19 protein-coding genes are annotated in these 22,857 nt (G+C 59.3%); 6 read left to right on the forward strand and 13 right to left on the reverse strand.

Annotated elements, in window-relative coordinates; genetic code table 11:
* Positions 1 to 11: 11 nt before the first annotated feature.
* Genes ntrB through N7V53_RS11950 form a run of 6 tightly spaced genes read left to right on the forward strand, consistent with a single transcriptional unit; the run spans position 12 to position 9,784 of the window.
* Positions 12 to 932, forward strand: coding sequence for a nitrate ABC transporter permease (ntrB, locus tag N7V53_RS11925; protein WP_279793492.1), 921 nt, complete (start codon positions 12 to 14; stop codon positions 930 to 932).
* Positions 933 to 1,730 (forward strand): ABC transporter ATP-binding protein, encoded by a 798-nt coding sequence (locus tag N7V53_RS11930; RefSeq protein ID WP_279793493.1) that lies wholly within the window; start codon positions 933 to 935, stop codon positions 1,728 to 1,730. It begins immediately after the preceding gene.
* A gap of 11 nt (positions 1,731 to 1,741) precedes the next feature.
* Positions 1,742 to 5,899 (forward strand): nitrite reductase large subunit NirB, encoded by a 4,158-nt coding sequence (nirB, locus tag N7V53_RS11935; protein WP_279793494.1) that lies wholly within the window; start codon positions 1,742 to 1,744, stop codon positions 5,897 to 5,899.
* Positions 5,896 to 8,529, forward strand: a complete 2,634-nt coding sequence (locus N7V53_RS11940) for a nitrate reductase (RefSeq protein WP_279793495.1) — start codon at positions 5,896 to 5,898, stop codon at positions 8,527 to 8,529. Before nirB ends, N7V53_RS11940 begins: the two co-directional genes overlap by 4 nt.
* 50 nt (positions 8,530 to 8,579) lie before the next feature.
* Positions 8,580 to 9,275, forward strand: a complete 696-nt coding sequence (locus N7V53_RS11945; protein WP_279793496.1) for a transporter substrate-binding domain-containing protein — start codon at positions 8,580 to 8,582, stop codon at positions 9,273 to 9,275.
* Positions 9,272 to 9,784, forward strand: coding sequence for a GNAT family N-acetyltransferase (locus N7V53_RS11950; RefSeq protein WP_279793497.1), 513 nt, complete (start codon positions 9,272 to 9,274; stop codon positions 9,782 to 9,784). Before N7V53_RS11945 ends, N7V53_RS11950 begins: the two co-directional genes overlap by 4 nt.
* Positions 9,785 to 10,062: 278 nt before the next feature.
* On the opposite strand, the gene N7V53_RS11955 is transcribed toward N7V53_RS11950, so the two are convergent.
* The 13 genes from N7V53_RS11955 to N7V53_RS12015 all read right to left on the reverse strand — a co-directional run bounded on the left by N7V53_RS11955 (position 10,063) and on the right by N7V53_RS12015 (position 22,684).
* Positions 10,063 to 10,542: an RES family NAD+ phosphorylase gene (locus N7V53_RS11955; protein WP_279793498.1), complete on the reverse strand. Its 480-nt coding sequence runs from the start codon at positions 10,540 to 10,542 to the stop codon at positions 10,063 to 10,065.
* 51 nt (positions 10,543 to 10,593) lie between these two features.
* A complete protein-coding gene (locus N7V53_RS11960) occupies positions 10,594 to 12,093 on the reverse strand; it encodes a lipopolysaccharide kinase InaA family protein (protein ID WP_279793499.1) in 1,500 nt (499 codons plus the stop codon).
* Between the two features lie 26 nt (positions 12,094 to 12,119).
* Positions 12,120 to 13,676, reverse strand: a complete 1,557-nt coding sequence (locus N7V53_RS11965) for a protein phosphatase 2C domain-containing protein (RefSeq protein WP_279793500.1) — start codon at positions 13,674 to 13,676, stop codon at positions 12,120 to 12,122.
* Entirely contained in the window at positions 13,676 to 14,716 is a 1,041-nt protein-coding gene (locus tag N7V53_RS11970; RefSeq protein WP_279793501.1) for a TerY-C metal binding domain-containing protein, read from the reverse strand. The genes N7V53_RS11965 and N7V53_RS11970 overlap by 1 nt, the downstream gene beginning before the upstream one ends.
* A gap of 87 nt (positions 14,717 to 14,803) precedes the next feature.
* Positions 14,804 to 15,442, reverse strand: a complete 639-nt coding sequence (locus N7V53_RS11975; RefSeq protein WP_042716801.1) for a VWA domain-containing protein — start codon at positions 15,440 to 15,442, stop codon at positions 14,804 to 14,806.
* On the reverse strand, positions 15,442 to 16,083 hold the full coding sequence (locus tag N7V53_RS11980) for a TerD family protein (RefSeq protein WP_023478766.1): 642 nt from the start codon (positions 16,081 to 16,083) through the stop codon (positions 15,442 to 15,444). The genes N7V53_RS11975 and N7V53_RS11980 overlap by 1 nt, the downstream gene beginning before the upstream one ends.
* Before the next feature lie 21 nt (positions 16,084 to 16,104).
* Positions 16,105 to 16,743 carry a VWA domain-containing protein gene (locus tag N7V53_RS11985; RefSeq protein ID WP_023478652.1) on the reverse strand — a complete coding sequence of 213 codons (639 nt, stop codon included), beginning with the start codon at positions 16,741 to 16,743 and terminating at the stop codon, positions 16,105 to 16,107.
* Between the two features lie 293 nt (positions 16,744 to 17,036).
* On the reverse strand, positions 17,037 to 17,510 hold the full coding sequence (locus N7V53_RS11990) for a tellurium resistance protein TerW (protein ID WP_279793502.1): 474 nt from the start codon (positions 17,508 to 17,510) through the stop codon (positions 17,037 to 17,039).
* A 160-nt stretch (positions 17,511 to 17,670) separates the two neighbouring features.
* A complete protein-coding gene (locus N7V53_RS11995; RefSeq protein WP_279793503.1) occupies positions 17,671 to 18,627 on the reverse strand; it encodes an HpcH/HpaI aldolase/citrate lyase family protein in 957 nt (318 codons plus the stop codon).
* Positions 18,627 to 19,706, reverse strand: a complete 1,080-nt coding sequence (locus N7V53_RS12000) for a cysteine protease StiP family protein (RefSeq protein WP_279793504.1) — start codon at positions 19,704 to 19,706, stop codon at positions 18,627 to 18,629. Before N7V53_RS12000 ends, N7V53_RS11995 begins: the two co-directional genes overlap by 1 nt.
* Position 19,707: 1 nt before the next feature.
* The gene (locus N7V53_RS12005; RefSeq protein ID WP_279793505.1) at positions 19,708 to 20,481 is read right to left on the reverse strand and encodes a hypothetical protein; all 774 of its coding nucleotides are present in this window, start codon (positions 20,479 to 20,481) and stop codon (positions 19,708 to 19,710) included.
* Positions 20,474 to 21,616: a phosphoribosyltransferase domain-containing protein gene (locus N7V53_RS12010; RefSeq protein ID WP_279793506.1), complete on the reverse strand. Its 1,143-nt coding sequence runs from the start codon at positions 21,614 to 21,616 to the stop codon at positions 20,474 to 20,476. Before N7V53_RS12010 ends, N7V53_RS12005 begins: the two co-directional genes overlap by 8 nt.
* A 9-nt stretch (positions 21,617 to 21,625) precedes the next feature.
* On the reverse strand, positions 21,626 to 22,684 hold the full coding sequence (locus N7V53_RS12015; RefSeq protein ID WP_279793507.1) for an ATP-grasp domain-containing protein: 1,059 nt from the start codon (positions 22,682 to 22,684) through the stop codon (positions 21,626 to 21,628).
* Positions 22,685 to 22,857 lie beyond the last annotated feature (173 nt).

Below are 22,857 nucleotides of genomic sequence, written 5' to 3' on the forward strand. Positions count from 1 at the left end.
TGAGGCCGAGAATGTCTGCGAACACCCAACCGAAAGTGATCCCGCTGGAGCCAACGCCGCAGAGCGCGGCGATTGTGCCGCTGAAAACCCCTGCGCCACAGGCTGCACCTTTAGTGGCAAAACGCGCGCCGGTAAACCGCCTGCGCAGTATGCTGCAACGCTTTATTACCGCCGCGATCCCCGGCCTGCTTGGCGCAGTTGTGCTGATCGCCCTCTGGCAGGTGGCGGCGCTCAACAGCAAAGGCTTTCCGACGCCGCTGCAAACCTGGGAAGCGGCGAAAACCCTCTTCGCCGAGCCGTTCTATATCGACGGGCCAAATGATATGGGCATTGGCTGGAACGTGCTCGCCTCCCTTGAGCGCGTGGCGCTCGGCTTTGGCCTGGCGGCGCTGGTCGGCATTCCCGTTGGCTTTCTGATTGGCCGCTTCCGCTTTATCGCCCGCATGTTTGGCCCGCTGATCGCGCTGCTGCGTCCGGTCAGCCCGCTGGCGTGGTTGCCGATTGGCCTGCTGCTGTTTCAGCGCGCCGAACCGGCCTCAACATGGACGATTTTTATCTGCTCCATCTGGCCGATGATCCTCAACACTGCCGAGGGGGTGATGCGTATTCCGCAGGATTACCTCAACGTCGCGCGCGTTTTGAAGCTCAGTGAGTTCACGGTGATGCGCAAAATCCTCTTTCCCGCCGTGCTGCCGCACATCCTAACCGGCGTGCGCTTATCGATCGGTATCGCCTGGCTGGTGATTGTCGCCGCCGAGATGCTGACCGGCGGCGTCGGCATCGGTTTCTGGATCTGGAATGAGTGGAACAACCTCAATGTGCAAAACATCATCATCGCCATTCTGCTGATTGGCGTGGTGGGGATGGCGCTGGAGCAGGGGCTGATGGCCATTGCCCGCCGTTTTAGCTACGACACTCGCCGGGAGTCATAAATGAAAAAGACGCACGCCATTATCCGGGTCGAAAACGTGACCCAAACCTTTGCCACCGCCAGCGGGCCGTTTGTCGCCCTTGATGATGTCAGCTTTACCATCTCCCAGGGGGAGACGGTGAGTCTGATTGGTCACTCCGGCTGCGGGAAATCAACGCTCTTAAACCTGATTGCCGGGCTGAGCCGCCCGACGCAGGGGGTGTTGTTGTGCGATAACCAGGAGATCGTCGGCCCCGGCCCCGAGCGCGGGGTGGTGTTTCAAAACCACTCCCTGCTGCCGTGGCTGACGGCGGCGGAGAATGTCGCGCTGGCCGTACACCAGGTGTTTAAAGGCGAGATGAGCAAAAGCGAGATGCAGGCGTGGATCGCCCACAACCTTGAACTGGTGCATATGGGGCATGCGATGAACAAGCGCCCCGGCGAGATCTCCGGCGGCATGAAGCAGCGCGTTGGTATTGCCCGCGCGCTGGCGATGAAGCCGAAAGTGCTGCTGATGGATGAACCTTTCGGCGCACTCGATGCCCTGACGCGCGCCCATTTGCAGGATGCGGTGATGGAGATCCAGACCCAGCTCAACACCACCATTGTGCTGATCACCCATGACGTCGACGAAGCGGTACTGCTCTCAGACCGGGTCATGATGATGACCAACGGCCCGGCGGCGAAAGTGGGCGAGGTGCTGGAGGTGACGCTGCCGCGTCCGCGCTCACGGCTGGCGCTGGCTAACGATGCGCAGTTTCATCACTACCGCCAGCAGGTGCTGCACTTCCTGCATGAAAAACATAAAGCCGTGGCCTGAGGAGTACGCCGATGGAGAAACCGCGTCTGATAGTGATTGGCAACGGCATGGCGGGTGCGCGGCTGGTCGCACAGCTCTGCGAACGCGCGCCTGACCGCTTTCACATTGTGCTGATCGATGAGGAGGCTAGAGCGGCCTATAACCGCATTCTGCTGACGCCGGTGCTGGCGGGCGAGAAAACCTTCGATGAGATCCTGACGCATGACGAGGCCTGGTATGCCCGTCACGGCGTGACGTGGCTTGCAGGCCAGCCGGTGACGGCGATCGATCGCGCCTCCCGCACCGTGCGCCTCGGCGGGGAATCACTCGCTTACGACCAACTGGTGATTGCCACCGGTTCACGCCCCTTTATGCCGCCGTTTCCCGGCATCGACCTGCCCGGCGTATATGCCTTTCGCCAGCAGGCAGATGTCGAGGCGATGCTGAGCCAGCTCAGCGCCGGAGAGACGGCGGTGGTGCTGGGCGGCGGGGTGCTGGGAATTGAAGCTGCGGCGGCGCTGGCGCAGCGCGGTATTCACAGCGTGATTGTGCATCGCGGCCCGCACCTGATGGATCAACAGCTGGATGCGCACGCGGCGGGGCTGCTGCAAGCGAGCCTCAACGCGCGCGGCATCGACACACTGCTGGCGGTTGAGACCCGCGCCTGCTGCGCCGATGCGCAGGGTCGGGTTTGTGCGGTGGAGTTGCAGGATGGACGGCGGATCCCGGCGCAGGCCGTGGTGGTCTGCGCGGGCGTGCGGCCCAATATCGCCCTCGCGCAGGCCGCCGGGCTGGCGTGCGATCGCGGCATCCTGGTGGATGGTCACTTGCGCACCAACGATGCGGCGATTTCAGCGATCGGCGAGTGCTGCCAGTTTGGCGAGATCACCTTCGGGCTGGTTGCACCCTGCTGGCGGCAGGCGGAGACCCTTGCCGCCAGGCTTCTCGGTGAAGCGCTCGCGCCGTTCGCCCTTGAAGAGGTGCCGCTGCGCCTGAAAGTGAGCGGCCTCGACCTCTACTGCGCCGGGGCGCGCGAGGGCGATGCGGTCTACACCGCAACCGACCCGTTTACCGGCGATTACCGCCGCCTGGTGATGAGCAATAACCAGCTGCGCGGCGTGCTGCTGTGGGGCGATATCAGCGACGGGCCGGGTTACTTCGCCCGGCTCAATACCCCCGGTCAGCCGGGCCTCTTTACCCCTGAAGAGGATCTTCCCCCCATTCTGAACCAGCCGTTATCCACTGAGATAGCGAGGAGCGATGTGATGTCAAAACCCGTTTTAGTTGTCGCCGGACACGGCATGGTCGGCCACCACTTTCTGCAACAGCTGGTGGAGCGTGAACTGCATCTGCGCTATCAGGTGATTGTCTTTGCCGAAGAGTCGGTTCCGGCTTATGACCGCGTGCATCTCTCGGCCTGGTTCTCCGGGCGTAGCGCCGCGTCGCTGTCGATGGTGGAAGAGGGCTTTTTCGAGGCCACCGGCATTGAGTTGCGCCTGAATCAGGGCATTACGCAGATCGACCTTCAGCACCGTTTTGTCGTCGATAAACTGGGTCGCCAGACGGCGTGGGATCGGCTGGTGCTGGCTACCGGCTCGTCGCCCTTTGTCCCGCCGATCCCCGGTAACGATGCACCAGGCTGCCTGGTCTACCGCACCCTTGACGATCTGGTGGCGATCAAAGCTTGTGCCGACGAGGGCAAAACGGGCGTAGTGGTGGGCGGTGGTCTGCTGGGGCTGGAAGCGGCGAACGCGCTGCAAAACCTCGGCCTGCAAACCCATGTGGTGGAGTTTGCGCCGCGACTGATGGGCGTGCAGCTGGATGAAGGCGGGGCGGCAATGCTGCGGCGCAAAATTGAAGCCCTTGGCGTGCAGGTGCATACCGGCAAAGAGACGCGCGAAATCGTTGCCGGAGAGAGCAGCCGCTATCGCATGAACTTTGCCGATGGCACCTTTCTTGAAACCGATCTGGTGCTCTTCTCGGCAGGCATTCGCCCGCGCGACAACCTGGCGCGCGACTGCGGGCTGGCGATTGGGCCGCGCGGCGGCATTGTGATTGATGACCAGTGCCGCACCTCCGATCCGGACGTCTTCGCCATTGGCGAGTGCGCGCTGTGGAACGGGCAGATTTTCGGCCTCGTCGCGCCGGGTTACCAGATGGCGCGAACGCTGGCGGAGACGCTGGCCGACGGCGAGGCGAAATTTACCGGCGCGGATATGAGCACCAAGCTGAAGCTGCTCGGCGTTGAAGTCGCCTCGATTGGCGATGCCCACGGCCGCACGCCGGGGAGTGAGAGCTACAGCTGGGTCGATGGCCCGGCGGAGATCTACAAAAAAATTGTCGTCTCAGAAGATGGCAAAAAGCTGCTTGGCGCGGTGCTGATTGGTGACAGCGAGTCTTACAGCACGCTATTGCAGATGATGCTCAATGAGATGCCGCTGCCCGCGAGGCCCGAGACGCTGATCCTGCCTGCCAGCAGCGGGGAGGCAGCGCCAACGCTTGGCGTTGCGGCGTTGCCCGACAGCGCGCAGATCTGCTCCTGTCATAACGTCAGCAAAGCGGATATCTGCGGCGCGGTGAATAGCGGCTGTAGTGATATGGCAGCGATCAAATCCTGTACCAAAGCGGCGACCGGCTGCGGCGGCTGCGCAGCGCTCACCAAGCAGGTGATGGAGTTCGCGCTTGAAGAGATGGGCGTCGAAGTGAAAAAGGATCTCTGCGAACACTTCCCGTACTCGCGCCAGCAGATCTACCACCTGGTGCGGGTGGGCAATATCCGCACCTTTGACGAGTTGCTGGCGAAACATGGGCGCGGGCACGGGTGCGAAATCTGTAAACCGCTGGTTGGCTCGGTGCTCGCCTCCTGCTGGAATGAGTATCTGCTGAAGCCGCAGCACCTGCCGTTGCAGGATACCAACGACCGCTTTTTTGCCAACATCCAGAAAGATGGTACCTACTCCGTGGTGCCGCGCATTCCCGCAGGGGAGATCACGCCGGACGGGCTGATTGCCATCGGGCAGATCGCGCGGCGTTATAACCTCTATACCAAGATCACCGGCGGCCAGCGCGTTGACCTGTTTGGCGCACGCCTCGAGCAGCTACCGGAGATTTGGCAGCAGCTGGTTGAAGCCGGTTTTGAGACCGGGCATGCCTATGGCAAATCTCTGCGCACGGTGAAATCCTGCGTCGGATCCAGCTGGTGCCGCTACGGCGTGCAGGACTCCACCGCGCTGGCGCTGCAACTGGAACACCGTTACAAAGGGCTGCGCTCGCCGCACAAAATCAAGATGGCGGTCTCCGGCTGCACCCGCGAATGCGCCGAAGCGCAGAGTAAGGATGTCGGGGTGATCGCCACCGAAAAGGGCTGGAACCTCTATGTCTGCGGCAACGGCGGCATGAAGCCGCGGCACGCCGATCTGCTGGCGCAGGATTTGAGCACCGAGGCGTTAATCCGCACCGTCGATCGCTTTTTGATGTTCTATATCCGCACCGCCGACCGCCTGCAACGTACCAGCACCTGGATGGATAATCTCGACGGCGGCATGGCTTACCTGCGCGAAGTGGTGCTGGAGGATAGCCTGAACATCGCCGCCGAGCTGGAGAGCGAGATGCAGACGGTGATCGACGCTTATCAGTGTGAGTGGCAAACCACGCTCGCTGATCCGGATCGGCTGGCGCTGTTCCGCCCGTTCGTCAACAGTGACCAGCCCGACGAAGGGGTAGTGATGGTGCCGGAGCGCCAGCAGATCCGCCCGGCAACGGCGCAGGAGCGCGCCGCGCTGCCTTCTTCTGGACACAAACCGCTGCCGCAGGGCTGGGTCGATCTCTGCGCATTATCGGAGATCCCGCACCATGCGGGGATGGCGGCGCGGCTCGGCCATCAGCAAATCGCGCTCTTCCATCTGCCGGATCACCCGCAGCAGGTGTTTGCCCTCAGCAACCATGAACCGGATAGCGAGGCGAATGTACTGGCGCGCGGGCTGCTGGGGGACGTTAACGGTGAACCGGTGGTGATTTCGCCGCTCTATAAGCAGCGTTTTCGCCTGCGCGATGGCCGCAGCCTCGATGATGAGCAGACCGCGCTCAGCGTCTGGCCGGTGAAAGTGGAGGGCGGGCGCGTGTGGGTGCTGGCGCAGCCGCAAAGCGTCGCGGCAGGGCGCGAACAGCGCATCGCCACGGTGAGCCTGTGACGGGCGCGGCGGTTTCTACCACCTGCGCTTACTGCGGCGTCGGGTGTGGCGTGCGCATGCAGCCCGAAGGGCAAGGGTTTAGCGCCCAGGGCGATACGTTGCACCCGGCGAACCACGGGCGGCTCTGCGTGAAAGGCAGCGCGCTGGGTGAAACACTGGATCTCACCGGACGACTGTTGCAGCCGGAGATCGACCAGCAGCCGGTAAGCTGGGAGCGCGCGCTGGATGCGGTGGCGGAAGGGTTGCAGCGGGTGATTGCGCAGTTCGGCCCGCAGGCGGTGGCCTTTTACGGCTCCGGCCAGCTGCTGACGGAGGATTATTATGTCGCCAATAAGCTGATGAAAGGCTTTATCGGCAGCGGCAATATGGACACCAACTCGCGCCTCTGTATGGCCTCGGCGGTGGTGGGCTATAAACGGGCGTTTGGTGCCGATGCGGTGCCGTGCAGCTATGAGGATCTGGAGCTTGCAGAGTGCGTGATCCTCACCGGCTCAAACACCGCCTGGGCGCACCCGGTGGTCTATCAGCGGCTGGCACAGGCCAAACAGGCGCGGCCAGAGATGCGTATTATCGTTATCGACCCGCGCATCACCGCCACCTGCGATCTCGCCGACCTCCACCTGCCATTGCGGCCCGGTAGCGATGCGGCGCTGTTTTGCGGCGCGCTCCATTTTATGGCGCAGCAGGGCAAACTCGACAGGGAGTTTCTCAATCATTACACCACTGGCGCAGAGGAGACGTTGGCGGCGGCAGAGAACTGGACAGTTGAGCGCACCGCCGACTATTGCCAGCTGCCGCAGGAGGCGCTGCTGGCCTTTTACCAGATGATTGCCGCCAGCGACAGGCTGGTGACGCTCTACTCGATGGGCATTAATCAATCCACTTCCGGCGTTGATAAGTGCAATGCCATTATCAACCTCCACCTGGCGACGGGGAAAATCGGCCGGGCTGGCTGCGGGCCTTTTTCGATAACCGGTCAGCCAAATGCGATGGGCGGGCGGGAAGTGGGCGGGCTGGCGAACCAGCTGGCCTCACATATGGGCTTCTCGCCGCAGGAGGTCGACCGCGTCGGACGCTTCTGGAAGAGTGACAACGTCACAAAAAATCCCGGACTGAATGCCGTCGATCTCTTTCGCGCCGTGGAAAAAGGCGAGATAAAAGCGGTGTGGATTATGGGCACCAACCCGCTGGTCTCACTGCCGGATGCTGACCGCGTGCGCGCCGGGCTGGCGCGCTGCGAGCTGGTGATTGTCTCCGATGTAATGCGCGACACCGATACCACTCGCGCAGCGCATATCCGCCTGCCGGCACTGGCCTGGGGCGAGAAAAATGGCACCGTTACCAACTCTGAGCGCTGCATTTCCCGCCAGCGCGCCTTTTTACCCACGCCGGGCGAGGCGCGCGCCGACTGGTGGATCGTAAGCCAGGTGGCGCAGCGCATGGGGTTTGCCGACGCCTTTAGCTGGCAGCATCCGTCGGAGATCTTTTGCGAACATGCCGCGCTGTCGGGGTTTGAAAATGAGGGCACGCGGGCGTTTGATATCAGCGGCCTGGCGACGCTCACCCGCCAGCAGTGGGACGATCTTAAGCCCATTCAGTGGCCGGTGAATGGGCTGCATCCCCACGGCACGGCGCGCTTATTTACCGATAACCGCTTCTTTTTTGCCGACGAGAAGGCGCGCCTGATTGCCGTGACGCCGCGTCTGCCCGCCAACCCGCCGACGCCGCGCTGGCCGCTGGTGATGAACACCGGGCGCATCCGCGATCAGTGGCACACCATGACGCGCAGCGCTAAATCCCCTCGGCTGATGCAGCATATCAGCGAGCCGTTTTGCCAGTTTCACCCCGACGATGCGCCGCAAATCGGCGCCAACGATCTTGTGCGTGTTTCATCAACGCACGGCTGGCTGCTGCTGCGTGCGCAGCCGGATGCGCTGCAACCGCGCGGCAGGGTGTTTGTGCCGATGCACTGGAACAGCGCCTTTAGCCAGCAGGCGCGGGTCGATGCGCTGATTGCCGCCGAGACCGATCCCCTTTCCGGTCAGCCGGAGAGTAAACAGATGCCGGTCAATATTCAGCGCTGGCAGGCCGCCTGGCAGGGCGAGCTCTTTCTGCGTGAAGATACGCTTTCAGCACCGAAAACCGCCTACTGGAGCCGCATTACTCAGCCCGGCGTCACGCACTTTGCGCTCGCCGACAGTGCGTGGCCGACTTCGTGGATGGCGTGGCTGCACGAGCATTTTCTGGCCGACGCGTGGATGTGCCAGCCTGCCACTCTTGGCGACGAGGGGTTTAATCTGCTCGCCTGGGCGGATGGTGAACTGCAACTGGCCTTTTACGCGCAGCGCCAGCGCCCGCAGCCGGACCGGGCAGCGGTGATCGCCGCATTTGCCCAACCGCCGCAAAACGCCGCACAACGGCTGGCATTGCTGGCCGGGCGCAGCGCCAGCGGCAAAGCGCCTGCCGGTGCGACAATCTGTAGCTGTTTTGCTATCGGTGAGCGGGCGATTAGCGAGGCGATTCAGTCCGGGTGCGACAGCGTGTCGCGCCTTGGTGAAAAGCTTAAGTGCGGCACCAACTGCGGCTCCTGTATTCCCGAACTGAAAAGGTTGATTGCCCGCCCGCAGTGACGCGCGTCTGCTATCTTTTGAAGGCATAAACTGCTTTCAGGAGAAGCACTATGTCAGCCAGTCAACCGCTTCGTTTTGCCATCAATTTAGGCAATGCCGTGCTTGCCCGCCAGACCGCGGCGGATGAGCCTGCCGGGATCACCGTTGAACTTGCCCGGCGGATTGCCGCCGATATGAGAAAAGAGGCGCAGTTCATTACCTATCCGACCGCCGGAAAAGTGGTGGAGGATGCAGAGAACGGCGTCTGGGATATCGCTTTCCTTGCCGTCGATCCGAAACGCGAAGAGACATTACGCTTTACCCAGCCCTACATCACGATTCAGGGCACGGCGCTGGTAAAGGCGCAAAGCCCGTGGCAGAGCGTGGCGCAGATGGATAAACCCGGCGTAGTGATAAACGTCGGCAGGGGGGCGGCGTACGATCTCTACTTAACCCGCGAGCTTGATCACGCCACGCTCAATCGCCTGAGTTCATCGCAGGCGGCGATCGAGGCCTTTCTTCACGGTGAGGGGGATATGGTCGCCGGGATCCGCCAGCCCCTTGAGCAAACGGCGGCAGAACACCCCGGCTACCGCGTGCTGGAGGATGATTTTATGCAGATCGCCCAGGCGATTTGCCTGCCGCGCCAGCAGGATGCGCTCTTTCACACGGTAGTGGAGAAGCTGACGCGCTGGCAGACAGAGGGGGTGGTTAAAGAGATAATCGACAGTGAGTTGATTGCTTCGAATAATTCAGGAACCCAATGAATGACATCACTATTGCGCCAGCCCGCACCGGGCATCTCGCCGCGCTAAGAGAGATTGAGCTTGCCGCCTTCGAAACGCTGCGGACAGCCGGGGCGGTGAGCGGCGAACCGGCCGCCTCCAGCCTTGAGGATCTCGAACACTTATCTCACAACGGTCTGCTGTTGGTGGCGTTGACTGCCGACCAACAGCCGGTCGGCTTTGCCGGGGCGCAGATCGAGGATAACTGGCTGCATATCGCCGAAATGGATGTCCACCCAACGTGGCAACGCAAAGGGATTGGTCGCCAGCTGCTGCATGCGCTGCTAAGCGCAGGAGAGAGGCGCGGTTTAGCGGGCGCGTCGCTGACCACCGATCGCTATGCGCCATTCAACGCCGCGTTTTACGCTTCGCTGGGTTTTGAGGAGATCAAAGAGGAGGCGCTTTCGCCACGGCTTAAAAACCTGATTGCCGCAGAAGCGGCAAGCGGGCTGGATGCAAGCCGACGAATTGCGATGCAGCGTGATTATTAAATCGCAGGCAAAAAAATGCCCTCACGGGAGGGCAGCAGAGTCAAAATACTATTTTTGCTTTTAGTACATCATCAGTTTTGCTCAGTCACGAGCGGGTCTTGATTAGGCAGGAGACACCGTCAAGACAAGAGTAAATATCGCATAAAAATAGTGTCGATCAACAATAATTGCCTACCATAATTAATGGTTTTGCAATGATCTGAGATTTATCTGTGCCCGAAAAGCGTGTTAACACATACTTTTTTACATTGATAAACAATCTGTTATGTCCACAGGCTTTACGTCACCATCTCCACCTCGGGCTGCCCGGCGCCGTTATTCCAGCTAAACAGCACCAGATGCCAGAGACCCGGCGCTTTGCGCGAAGGGTCAATTAAACCCGCCGCACCCAACGTTTCCAGCTGCTGGCGCACGCGCCAGGAGGAGGGCGTACCGCCTGCGGCGACAATCTCCTGCCACGGCGCAACGGCATCAGCAAGATCGATACCGGCGGCCGTTAACGCAGCAGCGTTGCGTAAATCGAAAATGCGGGCGGCCTGAACGCGCAGTTGAATGATCTCCTGCTGCGCGCTGCGGTTCGCTTTATGCGCCTGCATCGCCGCGTCGACGCCCTCGGGTGAGGAACTCAGGTAGAGCGTCGGTTGATCGGCCCGCGAATATCTGCCCGCATTTCGCGACCCCGCCAGTGCCAGATCGCGGTAAGCAGGATCGATTGCCCGATAAAAAATGCCACTGATGGTGGTAAGCGTTGGCAGCATGATGAACTCCATGAAAAAAAGCAGGCAAAGGCTGCCTGCCGTTGATGTTAATCAGTTGGAAAGGAGCTGAACTACCACAAGCCTGCCGCCTTCTTCCTGGGAGAGAACGAACTGCGCGTTGTCCGTCAGCTCGATTTTGTCGCCAATCGGGATGATCTTTTTATCCGGGAGCGACATCAGCCCCTCAATCCCTTCATTCACCAGCCACCACTGATCGTTATGGTAAACAAAGTAGCCAACACGCTTTTTCTGCTCCGCGGTGGTGCGCTCGTTTGGCGCAATCAGCCGGTTCACATGCCAGGCGTAAAGAGATTGACCGCTCCAGACCATTAAGCGGTGATCGTCAGGCCGGAAGCTGCCTGCCTTACGGGAGGAGTAGAGGTTGAGAATCGGCAGTTTCCCGCTATAGGGCGTTCCGCAGTAAGGGCAGACCGGTTTGGTTTTCCCGGAGAAGACATACCACTTCTGATCACAGCTGCTGTTCTGGCAGGGCTGGATCAGATCCACGGTTTTCACCAGTGCGCTTTCCCACTCATCAGCGGTCGGGCGACGGGTGGGGTTATGTAACCCCTCGATAAAGGCACGATCGAACAGCGGCGTCAGATGGGGTCCCATAATGGTATAGGGAATTTTCTCCGGGTCGGCCCAGGGCAGCGCAAACGGGGAGATCTGGTTAAGCTTAACGGCATTGCTTCGGTCCGTCGGGTGTTCGATAAACAGCGCCCGCTCGCCCATCGCCAGCGTTTCGTCCCGTGTCTCATCATCGAGATCGTGGATTTTTCCGCCTCTGAGCGGGTGGCGGAAAAAGAGGTACATATAGATCAGCACCGCCAGTGCGTGGCGATCCGTCGCGATGCTCGGCAGCACGCGTTTAGGATCCTCCTTCGCAAGATGGCTGGTTTCCACCACTTCCGGCGCGATAAAATCAGGGGTACCGACCACATCAGGCGGATATTTTCCCGGTACCACCAGCCCATCGACGTCGATAATACAGGCGTGACCCTGCTCGGGATCGACGAGCACGTTTTTGTAGCTCAAATCACTGTGGCAGAGGCCTGCGGCATGCATCCTTCTTACCGCGCGGGTCAGCAACAGGCACACCTTCAGATAGGTGAGGGTGTTGCCGCGTTCGCGCGGATCGAGGAATTTGTTCTGGTTACTGGCGCTGGCGAACCATTTCCCCTCTTTTTCGCGCCCTTTGATGCCGAGGAAGTCATCATTCTTCGAGCCATACTTAAAGAAGAAGTGCTGCTGATAGACGGGAACGACAATACCGATTTTGTTGTTGTGCTCCACGACATGCGTCGGCCAGCAGAAGAGATCTTTCCAGTAGTCACCACCCGCCTGCTCAAAAATATTCTGCCGGTAGCGCCCGGTGATCATATCAATCCGCTCTCGCGCCTGGGCGTTTTGCGGCTTGTGGTAGAAGGCCACCACATAGGACTTGTCCGGCGAGAAGTAGACATCTTTCATCGAACCGGATCCGATGACTTCGTCGACGTACTGCACCGTCTGCCCATCTTTTGTTGTACATGTAACGATATTTGCCATATTCAGTCACCCGTAACGCGTGTCAGTCACCATGCCAGCACAAGGGTGCGGTCATCATGGTTGCCTGGGGAGAAAAAGTTGAGCCACTCGGCGAGACGTTCCGGTGCCTGCCCGGCATCCGCAAGCAGGGGTGAAAGCTCGTTGACCAGCTGCGTCCACTTCTCGTCGCTGCGCAGGCCGTTATCCGTTTCAAAGCGCGGATCGGAGACGCCATCGGTCATCAAGATAAGATGCGAGACATCCTGCCACTTGCCGACGCTGATGCGCCCGGAAAAAGCGGGATCGGCAATGATCGAGGCATCGAGAAAGCGCGTCTGCCCGGCGTACTCGCCGCTGTCAGGATTGCCCAACACGCGCACTTTGCCCGAGGGGCTGTAAGCGGCAATTGCGCCGTCGCCCAGCCAGAACGAGGCGGCAAACAGTTGCTCGCCGAGCCGCAGTGAGACGGTTGCCAGCAGTGTGGTGGAGTAGGATTTTACCGGCTGCTCCGCGCGAATAGCCTCATTCGAGATGCTGTTAACCGCAAGGGTTGCCGCCTGCTTAAAGTGGTGCAGCATCGCGTTAATGGTGTTTTGCTGCTCCTCTGTGCCCCAGCGCGCGATCTGCTGCTTTAACTCCGCGCCTCGCGGCCCGCGTAGCTGGCTGAAGAGATACTCCCCGGCCACTTCGGCGGCAATTCGCGACCCTTCGCGGGAGTTTGCCGCGCTGCCTGCGCCATCGGCCACCAGCATCACGCTCCAGCCCGTCTCTTCGCTGTGGTTGAGGTAGAAGTCATCATCGCGGAAACTGCCCGCATGTTCATGGGAGCGCCCGCGGCGGCTCGCCCCGGCAATCTTCACGCCATCGCGGACAATCCCTTCATGTTCGACATGCGCTTTCGGGTAGGGGGCATCCGCCGGTGGCTCAATAATTTTCCACAGGCTGCGCGGATCCGGGTTCACCACAAACAGCAGCGGCGTTTCACCATTGGCGTGCGAAGCGCAGGACCAGCGCACCAGCATCTCAATATCACCGCTCTGCGACGGTACGCCGCTCAGCACTTGCTGCACTTTGTCGAAATGAAGCCCACACGCGTCAGGGGTCACGACATCGTTAATGGTTGCTGTCTGCCCATCATCAAGGGTGATCACCAACGGCGCACAAAAAGCTTCGCCTGCGCGGGCATTCGGCACGCTGATGCGTGCGCAGGGCGCTGGACGCGGTCTTGGCGTTTCAGCGGATCGCGCTGGCGGCACCTGGCCTGGTTTCAACACCGGCGGCGTTGGCTCAAGGGTCGCTTTTGCCGGGGTCTCAAATTCGTAATAGGGCATTAACTTCCACAACTCCGGGCGCGGTGCGGGTTGCTCAGCGTCGGGCTCTGTTACCGTTTCGTCTGGCGGTTCGATCGCTTCAGCGCGCTCCTCAGCCTGCGGTGTTGTGGCGTGATCCCCGACGGTCGCCAGCTGGTTCTCCAGCTCGGTTAATAACGCGTCGAGTTTGTCCCGCAGCGCAGGCTCCCCGGATAACGCGGTTAACTCTGCCTCGCCGACTTCATGCCCGCGCGACTGCAGAATAAAGCCGATAATCTCTTTTTCAACGCTCATTAGCCTCGTCCTCTGCTCACGTCAAAATCGGAATCTCCGCCGTTATCTCTGAAGGAGAGCACTCTTTCGCACCAGGGGCAGACAACCTCATCAGGCCCATCGATGCAGAGCAGTTTGCCGCAGGCGCACATAGCAAACGCGCTGGCGTTGCCGCAGTGGGGGCAGCCGGGCACGCCGTGCAGATCGCGGGTATTCACCTGCACGTTGTAGGTCGATGCATCAGACCAGTCGAAATACTCTTCATCGATAGGGTAGCAACCGGCAATATTGAAGTTGTTCAGGTTAAGACGGAAATCGAGACCGGAGACGTTCACCGGCGGGCGCTCATATTTCATCAGATAGGGGCGGCGGGTTTTACTACACCGCCCGGTGAGCGTCACGCAGTTCTCATCATAGGCGCGGATAACGTCCTCTTTCGCCAGCCGGACGATATACTCCGTCTGGTTGAGTTCGGGCGGTTTCTCTTCACCCACGCTGCGGCTATGGGCGGTGACGGAGGCGGTGATCCACTTAATAAAGCGGGTAAAGTCACCTTCGCGGGACTCGGTAAACAGCATCACATTTTCTGTCAGCTGCCTGAGGATGTTGAGATCTGCCGAGGGGCCGAGACCGACCGCGATAAGGTTAACTTTGCGGGCGTAGTGCTCTTTCCAGCGTTTGATCTCCGCGCTGGGATCATCCGTCGGGCGGCCGTCGGTCAGCAGGTAGACAACCGGTTTCCAGTCCCCTTTAACTTCATGGGTGGTGACCCTCACCTGGGTGTCGATCTGCACGCTTAGCTCCCGTAGCGCGGCACCAAGGTGCGTGCCGCCGCCAATCGGCAGGCGCGGCGGATAAAACGAGGCGATCTCATGGAGCGGAACAATGGTGCGCGCAATGCCTGCAAAGGCGATGACCGAGACCCAGGCGGTCTCCAGCGCATGGGGATCCTTTCTTAAATCGCTGACGATCATTTGCAGACCATCGTTCATTTTTTTCAGGTTTTCACCAATCATGGACTCTGAGCAGTCCAGGACAAAAAATACCGGAAGGCGTCTCATGTCTTATCCTCGTGAGGGCCGTGTAACGCGAACAAAAGGGGAGTGGCAGAGAGGCGCAGCACGGCAGCGCGTTACCTCTCCTGTTCCTTACAGCACCAGCTGGATCTCCGGCGGTGGCGGCGGAAGGTTATCCGAGTCGTTATTCACGCCCGCGCTGGAGCTGCCCGATGAGACGCTCGCCGAGACCCATTTAAAGAAGCCCGCGAAGGCCGTTGAGTCGAGGGTTTCGAGCGACACCACTTTATCTGTCAGCTGTTTGAGGTGCTCGTGGCCCGCTTTCGGGCCAACCGCACAGGCGATGATCGAGCCAAATGCGCGGCTGCGAATCGCTTTCACTGCTTCACCATAAGCGAAGGCATCTGAAGGCGTGCCGTCAGTCATCAGAAAGACCAGCGGTCGCCAGTCACCTTTCTGGTCGCCATCGGCGCGACGCACATCCCGGTCGACGCACTCGATCAGGCACTCCAGCGCCGCACCGGTAAAGGTGGCACCCGCGCTTGGCACCACGATATCGGCGAACTGGAAATCCTCCAGTGGCGTCAGCGGAATAAACTCACGCGCTGCGTTATCGAAGGTGATGATGGAGATATGGACGCTTTCAAGGGCGTAGGGATCCTGACGAAGGGCGCTCAGCATCGCCTGGATACCGACGTTAACGGCGTGAATTGACTCGCCGCGCATCGAGCCGGAGGTGTCAATTACCAGGTAAACGGGTAAGCGGCGCATCACATATAGTTCCTCAGGTGGGCGACAAAGGAGTCTGAAGGGGACGGCTCGCCGATGGCATTCAGCTTCCAGCCGGTCGGTTCACGTACCAGCTCGGCAAAGACCATTGAGCGCTGGTGCGTAAAGTTCGGCCCGCCGGAGAGGTCAAAGCGCGCCATCTCAACGTTACGGGCATCAACGGCACGGATAAATGCGTTCTGCACTTTACCGAAGTGCTGCTGCAATTTTTCCCCGTTATAGATCTGCACGATAAAGACAATTTTTTCATATCTGGCGTCCAGCGCATTCAGCTTGACGATGATCTGCTCATCGTCGCCGTCCCCCGCGCCGGTGCGGTTATCGCCCGTCAGCCAGATATCGCCCGATTTGTGGCGCAGGCTGTTGAAAAAGATAATGTCGCCATCGACCAGCGTCGGTTTGCCATTCTCCACCTTGCCGAGATCGGTCACCTTACCGGCGGCGTTACAGAGGAAGGCGATCACATCAAGGTCATACTCCTCCTCTTTCTTACCAAACAGCCCGCCCAGTAAGCCTTTCTTCTCTTCGTTGATATCCCAACCGAGGCCAATGGTGACGGAGGAGAGATCGTGCTCATTTTTCTTCAGGCTCACGCCCTGGCCTTTGCTCAGACTGACAGACATAACGTCCCCTTAATCAAAGATTTATAAAACGACATTCACTTCCGGCGGCGGTGGCGGCAGATCATCGAGGCCAATCACCTCTTTTTTGCTGGATTCCACCTTCTGGCTGCCTACCGAGATGCTGGCGCTGACCCATTTGAAGAAGGCTTTGATGGATGAGCTGTCGGCGGTATCAAGCTGCAGCACCACTTCGGTGATCTCTTTCAGCACGCTGGTGTCCGCATCATGACCCGCTGCGCAGGCGACGACGACGCCGGTGCGCGCCGATTTAAAATCCTGCAACCCTTTGCGCCAGTCGTCGGTGGGGGAACCGTCGGTCATCAGAAACACCAGCGGTCGCCAGTCACCTTTGGTATCTGCGGTGGTTTTCTGCACTTCACTGCTGATAGCGCTGGCGGCAAGAGAGAGCGCTTCGCCAAGGGAGGTTGTACCGCTGGCGGCAAGCGTCGGTAACTGGAAGCTCAGCAGATCGGTCAGCGGAACCGCCTGGCGTGCCGATGAGTCAAAGGTGATCACCGAAACATAGGCGGTTTCCAGAGCGTAGGGATCTTGCTTAAGGGTGGTAAGGAGGGTCTGCACGCCGTTTTTGACGGCTTCGATCGGTTCGCCATGCATCGAACCAGAGGTATCAAGCAACAGATAAACGGGTAGTCTTCGCATTATCTAATCCTGTTAGAGGTATGAAAGGTTTGTATCCAGCAATAGCAGAGAAAGCCGGGAGAGACTGTGAATTGCAGCGAAGCGCAGGAAAAAAAAGAGAGCCTTAAATGAAATTTGCGCTTTTTCAACAACTAAATAGCGTTATGCCGCGCGGCCTCTGCGAAGTTTAGTCCGCATTCAGCGTGGCGACCATGCGCAATGCGTGTCAAGACGCCAACTTTCATAGGCATCAACAGGGAAAGATGAGGAGAGGGGCAAAAAGAGGCGCCCGGCCTGCTGCCGGGGCACGGGTATTAACGGGCGAGCTTTTTGGCGTTGAACTCTTTAATCAGATCGTCGACGGCGCGTTCAGCCAGTTTTTCCACCGCTTCACTGCGCGTCGTGCCGCTGAGATTCGCCAGACGATCGATTTTGCGCAGGATGCGCATACGCAGCGAGAGCGAGACGGCGGTTTTTTTATTCTTATCGAGATAAACTCTGCCGCCCGTTTCGCTGGTTTTCAGCTCGGCGTGCGCCGCGAGGGCTTCATTCATACGACGCAACGTCTTCTTATCCAGATGCCCCGGATTAACAAGATGGTAAGAGTGCGCCGCCTTGCTGTACTTGATCTCCGCGGAGTAGGATTCACGCAGCTCTTTCAGTGCCCGGGTGAGCGTCGGCTCCGAGCATTCAAGGCTGGTGATAATATCAGCCGCGGCGACGGGTTTACCGGAACCCAGTAAATTGGCGAGCTTAAAAATCCTTTCCTGTCTGGTGTTTAATTGCATCGTTAGGTTTAGCCTGCCTCAAAGGTAGTGGATCAATTGCGTTCAAACGTCTGACATTAACGTTGCGCTATTCTTCTCTCAGTTCGCTTCCCTGAACAAAATGGCCATCAATGCTAGCAGGCCGATCCTCAATATGAGCTAAATCACGCGCGCCTCAGCCTTATTGATGCTGAGAGGCGGGAAGCAGCCTGATGCCATCTGCGCTTTGCTCATTCACCAGACCATACACCTGCGCGCGTTCAAGGATACCGGCGGCCCAGCGACGGTGCGTGGCCGGTTCGCACATCGATCCCTGGGATTTAAAGACCGCCTGGGTCGAGTTGAGAATGCGCAGGGCGTCGGAGTGCTCTCCCTGAGTGACCATCAGCGCTCGCTCAATAACCGCAATCTGCCGTGGGTGGATCGCCGTTTTACCGACCAGGCCGTGCGCCATATCCAGCGCCAGCTCGCGCGCCATCACTTCATGATCGTCAATGTGTTCACAAACGGGCGCGGTCAGCGCGAAATCACGCGGTGCAAAAACTGACACCAGCATTTTGATCACGTATCCCATCGGGCTGTCGTAGAGCGTCAGATCGCGCGGACGACGCAGGGAGACCACGTTCATCAAATCGTTGCCGCCGATGCGCAGCGCAATAATGCGGCCGTGACAGGGGTGAGCAAGCAGGGCGATAGCCAGCTCGCGCATCTGAACGACGTCAAATACCTCTTCGGTTTCAAGGGTAGGCATCATGCAGAGGTGCGTATTGCCTATGATCTCCCACCACTCCGGCAGTGCGCTGAGGGTGAATTTTGGCAGCACAAACCCGTCAACGGCGGAGAGATCGAAGTGCTCCGTCAGCCATTTCCCCATTTGAGGGTGGCGCGGGCGAATGAACACCAGCGGCCACTCCGCATTGCCGCCGGCCTGTTTAGCGTCGTTGAGAGTGTGTAACAGCTGCGCAAGGTTAGCGAGAGCATCCGGCATATCCGTTTCGCTGACCGCGTCTTCCAGACAGATCACCAGCGAGCGCAGGCCGGGGATCTTCCCTTCGAGGATCGCCCCGGCAATATCGTTACGTGTCGCGGGCATGTAGAGCGTCGCGCCCAGATGCCAGGGTGAAAGGCGTGTAGTCATCAGAGTACCTTCTTGATTATCGTGACGGCCCGGTACTGCCCGAGCTGCTCGCCCATCTCAGTAACGGCAATGCCTTTTTCGTGCGCCAGCCCGACGAGCAGAGCAACGTCCGGATCGTCGGTTGCACGCACAAAGACGTGATCGGGTACGCGGCGCAGCACCGCGCGGGTCGCTTCCGCAATCCCGGGTTTGATCCGGTTGACGCTGTCGACGTTAAACTGCTCAGCAAGAGCGGCGATCACCTCGCGGCTTTTTTGCCATAACGCCTGCGCGGCATCCAGATCCCAGTGCAGGGCAGGGAGGCTCGCGGGTTGCAGCGTTTTACGAAACTGCGCAACGGTATCGGCCAGCATGCGGCTGCACTCATACTCGCGCAGATGATCGCAGACGACACAGCCGTGTAGCCCCGTTTCAGTCCACACCGAGCGGGAGATAAGACCCGATACCGGCGCACCCATAATACCAAAGGGGATCAGCCAGTCATCGTCGCTCGCCGCCAGCCATGAACAGCCGCAGGGATCGGCCAGCACCACCAGACGCGGCTGCGGCGGATAACCCTCGCGCCCTTTGAGGGTGCGAATCAGCTCCCCGGTGATGGCGCCTTTACCGGTCCAGCCATCGACAAACACAATGCCGCGCGTGCCGTGCTGACGCTCGATAATCTTCAGCGCTTCGCCGTCGATGCCACGGTCACGGATGATACTGATGCCGTAGTGAAAAGAAGTTTTGCCCATATCGCGCAGTGCCTGGTGCAGCATCACGCCGAGCGGGACGCCCGCGCGAACAAGGCTGACCAGAATAACCGGTTCGTCGCCAAAACGTGCCGCCAGTTCGCGGGCAAGCTGCGTGACCTCTCTGGCAAGCCGTTCAGCACCGCTGTCGAGCGCCCGCTTAAACAGATCGAGGTGCCACGGTGTCGGGGCAGGCTCCTGGCTGAGCATGTCGGAGTAGTGCTTTTTGCCTGACTGGATCAACGCCTCTTTTTGATCGACCGGGGTCATCTCCATCTCAACAGGCTGAAGCAGGAACTCCACGTCACCGGGTAAGTAGGAACCGGAAAATCTCTCTTGTGGCTGCATGTTAACCCTCATTAAAAATGCGCTGCGCAATGGCGTCGGCAAACTGGCTCTGACGCGGCATGCCAAACCAGCTGCAAAGCTGCATAAAACGGTGATCGCTCAGGCTGTCGCCGAGGCCCAGCACCGGGAAAATGCCGCGCTCGGCGCGCAGCTTCTCCAGCAGCCAGCTCACGGCCAGCCCTTTTTCGACGGGCTGCGGAAGCCACGCGACATTGTTGCTGTTGCGGTGAATGTAGAAGCCGTCGGTCGGGAACTGCTGCTCGATCTCATCGGCAATCGCATTCAGCTCATCAAGGCGCGTGCTGTCCCGGTGTTTCATCACCATATAGACCGGCGTGCCGTCGTACTCATAATTGAGTCTCGCCCAGGCGTTAATACCCTTTGCCTCCATCATTTCGGTGATAAGGCGCTGCATGGTGACCAGTCTCTCCCCATAGGCGGACAATTTATCGAGCATATGGGCTTTCCACTCCTCATCGGGCTTGCCCTCTGGCGTCAGGATCACCGCGCCATGGGTGGTAATGGCCCAGGAGCGGAAAGGGATCTGCACGCGGCTAATCTCTTCCGTTCCCCTGGCGGTGACCGGAATAAGCTCGGCCTGCTCCAGCAGCCAGTCCACTAACATCGCCTGCTCTTCGGTCATAAAACTGCGTGGCGACAGCGAGCGGTCCACGGCACCGGTGCGAAAAGGCTCCAGCGCCAGCTCATCGACCATTTTGCGGCGCGTCTGGAACAGGGTGTCATCAAGATCGCTCAATACGACGGGCTTATTCATAGGTAACAACCTCAACAACAGGGGCAACATCCGCCAGCGCCTTCAGCAACAGGGGATCGATACTTTCAGCCGCCGTCTCGGTGCAGAGCAGCACGCGGTCAAAACGCTGGTGGCCGACGTTATAGACAAAATTGGCAATGCCGAGACCATAGTTGTCGGTAAAGGAGATGACCGACTCGATGGCAAAGCCGAGCGCAATCGGGGAGCGGGTCGTGGAGCTGTAAAAGGCCTGCGCGCCGGCGTTTTCAAGACGCTCCGCCAGCAGGAACGGCTCCCAGACAAACTCACCGCTGCCAAGAACCAGCACGCGTTCACCCGGCGCAACGCGAATCTCGCGGCCCAGATCGGCAGCAGGCGCGATCATCCCGAGACGGCCCCAGCTCTGTTTTCCGGTAATGTCCCACGTGCCACGTGAGGTGACATTCACGGCGGGCATGACGGGTACAGGCGCATCGGGAAACGGTGTCCAGCTCCATTCGCCGCTGACAAGGGAGATCGCCGTGACCGGCAGCGGGCAACGCGCCGGTAAGGCATTGTTGCTCCAGTCGGTCAGCGTAATGGCAACCACCTGCTCCAGTTGCGGCAGGTGACCAGTTTCACGGAGCGCCGCCAGCAGGTTAATGAAGGTGTTACCGGTTGTCGCTTCGTCATCAATCATCACCAGCGTGCGCGCGTCGCTCACCCGGCGGCGCTTCTCTTCATCATCCGGCCAGTAGATCAGATGGTCGGTGGCATGGCTGTGCTCCTCTTTAAACTCGCAGAGCAGTTCGCCCTCGACAGGGTGGCGGGTCGAGGTGAGATAAACCGACTCTCTATAGGTATGGCGCAGTTCGTCAAATACGCCAGCGCCCAGACCGACGGCGGTTTCCGCCATGCCGATAAAGAGCACCGGGCCCGGCAGATCGGCCGGAAATTGACTGGCGAGCTGTCTGTAAGCCTGGCGCATGATGGCAGGCGAAACGGGAATATGGCGGCCGAGCACCTTACTGACAAAGAGAAACGCCCGTTTAGGGTTGCGTCGCTCGGCGATTTCAAACAGGTTTTGCAGCGCGATCTCTCCCTGGTTGCGCGTCACCTGGATGACGCCGCAGGAGAGCGTACGGCGATAGAGTGCATCTTCAGGCACTAAAGACATAATCCAGCCTTAGTTCAGTCGGTTAGAGAGGGTCTGCGGATAGAGCAGCACGTCTGTCACCGCTCTCACGGCGACGGAGGAAAAGGCGGATGCTGCACGCCCAGTGACCTCATCTTTTGTCAGCAGGCCAAGCTTAAAGGCCGCAAACAGGCCCGGTAAGTTGACGCCGCTATGTTGGGTATAGCCGATGCCGCCGGAAGGGCGCATGTTAATCTCCAGCAACAGTGGCGTTCCCTGATGATCGTTGCGTGTCTGCACGTTAACCAGCCCGTCGGCTTTCATCACGCGGGCACACTCACAGGCCAGTTCGAAGGCGGCACCTTCATTAACCAGATACTGAATCGCGCCCTCTTTTCTGCGACCAACGGCCGCGAGGATTTCGCCGTTGTCGGCAAAAATATCGACGGAGTACTCCGGGCCTGGCAGGTAGGGCATCAATACCAGCGGCTTAAACGACTCTGCGCTGGCGAGCGCAGCAAGATAGTGCTGCGGGTTAACCGTGCGGTTTTCGGGATGGTTAAAGAGATCCATCGCCGATGCGGTGTCATCAAAGCGCCAAAAACCCATGCCATAAATGCCGGTTACCGGTTTTACGCAGATCGGGCTGTCAGAGAAGGGCGGCGACGCGAGATAAGTTTGCAGATCGCTCACGGAATCAATCCGCCATGAGGGGACGACCGGCAGCGCGTGCTGTTGCATCAGCCCGGCAAACGCGACTTTATCTTCGGCTAATGCGAGCCACTCTGCGCTGGTGGATCCGGTAGTGAGAGTGACGCCGGTGGCCTCAATGGCGGCGCGGTTCTCTTCAAACCACAGGGTGTTGCGGCCGGCGTGGATATGGTGAATGCCGTGTGTCGCCACATTATCGGTGATAAACGACAGGCGCTCAGCGGCCTCTTGTGGCTCGATCAGCGCGTGGTCGGCAACGGATAAGATCTCATTGCGCTCATGGCGGTGTGAAGCATACACGGTGAGCTGAAGGTGATGAGCTGCGGCGAAGGCTTTAATTCCCTGAATAATATCTTTTTGGGATGACAAACCTTCCATGAGCCAAATTTTGTTATTCATATTTTTTATTACCCGAAAAAGCATGCGCCAGGAGGTGATGGGTGAGTCTAAGAATGTCATCAGAGCATGTCAATCATAATATGATGAGTAAAAGTGGCATCAGAGTGCGCTTTGCTAAAAAATTTATCTGAAAAAATAAATATTATTTTCAGTAAGTTAATCATGTAAAACAG

This window comes from Kosakonia sp. HypNH10 (genome assembly GCF_029850615.1).
Taxonomy (GTDB): domain Bacteria; phylum Pseudomonadota; class Gammaproteobacteria; order Enterobacterales; family Enterobacteriaceae; genus Kosakonia; species Kosakonia cowanii.

Bases quoted from the DNA above. Each gene is read 5' to 3' on its own strand.
- ntrB (WP_279793492.1), top strand. From the start codon at position 12: ATGTCTGCGAACACCCAACCGAAAGTGATCCCGCTGGAGCCAACGCCG.
- N7V53_RS11930 (WP_279793493.1), top strand. From the start codon at position 933: ATGAAAAAGACGCACGCCATTATCCGGGTCGAAAACGTGACCCAAACC.
- nirB (WP_279793494.1), top strand. From the start codon at position 1,742: ATGGAGAAACCGCGTCTGATAGTGATTGGCAACGGCATGGCGGGTGCG.
- N7V53_RS11945 (WP_279793496.1), top strand. From the start codon at position 8,580: ATGTCAGCCAGTCAACCGCTTCGTTTTGCCATCAATTTAGGCAATGCC.
- N7V53_RS11950 (WP_279793497.1), top strand. From the start codon at position 9,272: ATGAATGACATCACTATTGCGCCAGCCCGCACCGGGCATCTCGCCGCG.
- N7V53_RS11955 (WP_279793498.1), bottom strand. From the start codon at position 10,542: ATGCTGCCAACGCTTACCACCATCAGTGGCATTTTTTATCGGGCAATC.
- N7V53_RS11960 (WP_279793499.1), bottom strand. From the start codon at position 12,093: ATGGCAAATATCGTTACATGTACAACAAAAGATGGGCAGACGGTGCAG.
- N7V53_RS11965 (WP_279793500.1), bottom strand. From the start codon at position 13,676: ATGAGCGTTGAAAAAGAGATTATCGGCTTTATTCTGCAGTCGCGCGGG.
- N7V53_RS11970 (WP_279793501.1), bottom strand. From the start codon at position 14,716: ATGAGACGCCTTCCGGTATTTTTTGTCCTGGACTGCTCAGAGTCCATG.
- N7V53_RS11975 (WP_042716801.1), bottom strand. From the start codon at position 15,442: ATGCGCCGCTTACCCGTTTACCTGGTAATTGACACCTCCGGCTCGATG.
- N7V53_RS11980 (WP_023478766.1), bottom strand. From the start codon at position 16,083: ATGTCTGTCAGTCTGAGCAAAGGCCAGGGCGTGAGCCTGAAGAAAAAT.
- N7V53_RS11985 (WP_023478652.1), bottom strand. From the start codon at position 16,743: ATGCGAAGACTACCCGTTTATCTGTTGCTTGATACCTCTGGTTCGATG.
- N7V53_RS11990 (WP_279793502.1), bottom strand. From the start codon at position 17,510: ATGCAATTAAACACCAGACAGGAAAGGATTTTTAAGCTCGCCAATTTA.
- N7V53_RS11995 (WP_279793503.1), bottom strand. From the start codon at position 18,627: ATGACTACACGCCTTTCACCCTGGCATCTGGGCGCGACGCTCTACATG.
- N7V53_RS12000 (WP_279793504.1), bottom strand. From the start codon at position 19,706: ATGCAGCCACAAGAGAGATTTTCCGGTTCCTACTTACCCGGTGACGTG.
- N7V53_RS12005 (WP_279793505.1), bottom strand. From the start codon at position 20,481: ATGAATAAGCCCGTCGTATTGAGCGATCTTGATGACACCCTGTTCCAG.
- N7V53_RS12010 (WP_279793506.1), bottom strand. From the start codon at position 21,616: ATGTCTTTAGTGCCTGAAGATGCACTCTATCGCCGTACGCTCTCCTGC.
- N7V53_RS12015 (WP_279793507.1), bottom strand. From the start codon at position 22,684: ATGAATAACAAAATTTGGCTCATGGAAGGTTTGTCATCCCAAAAAGAT.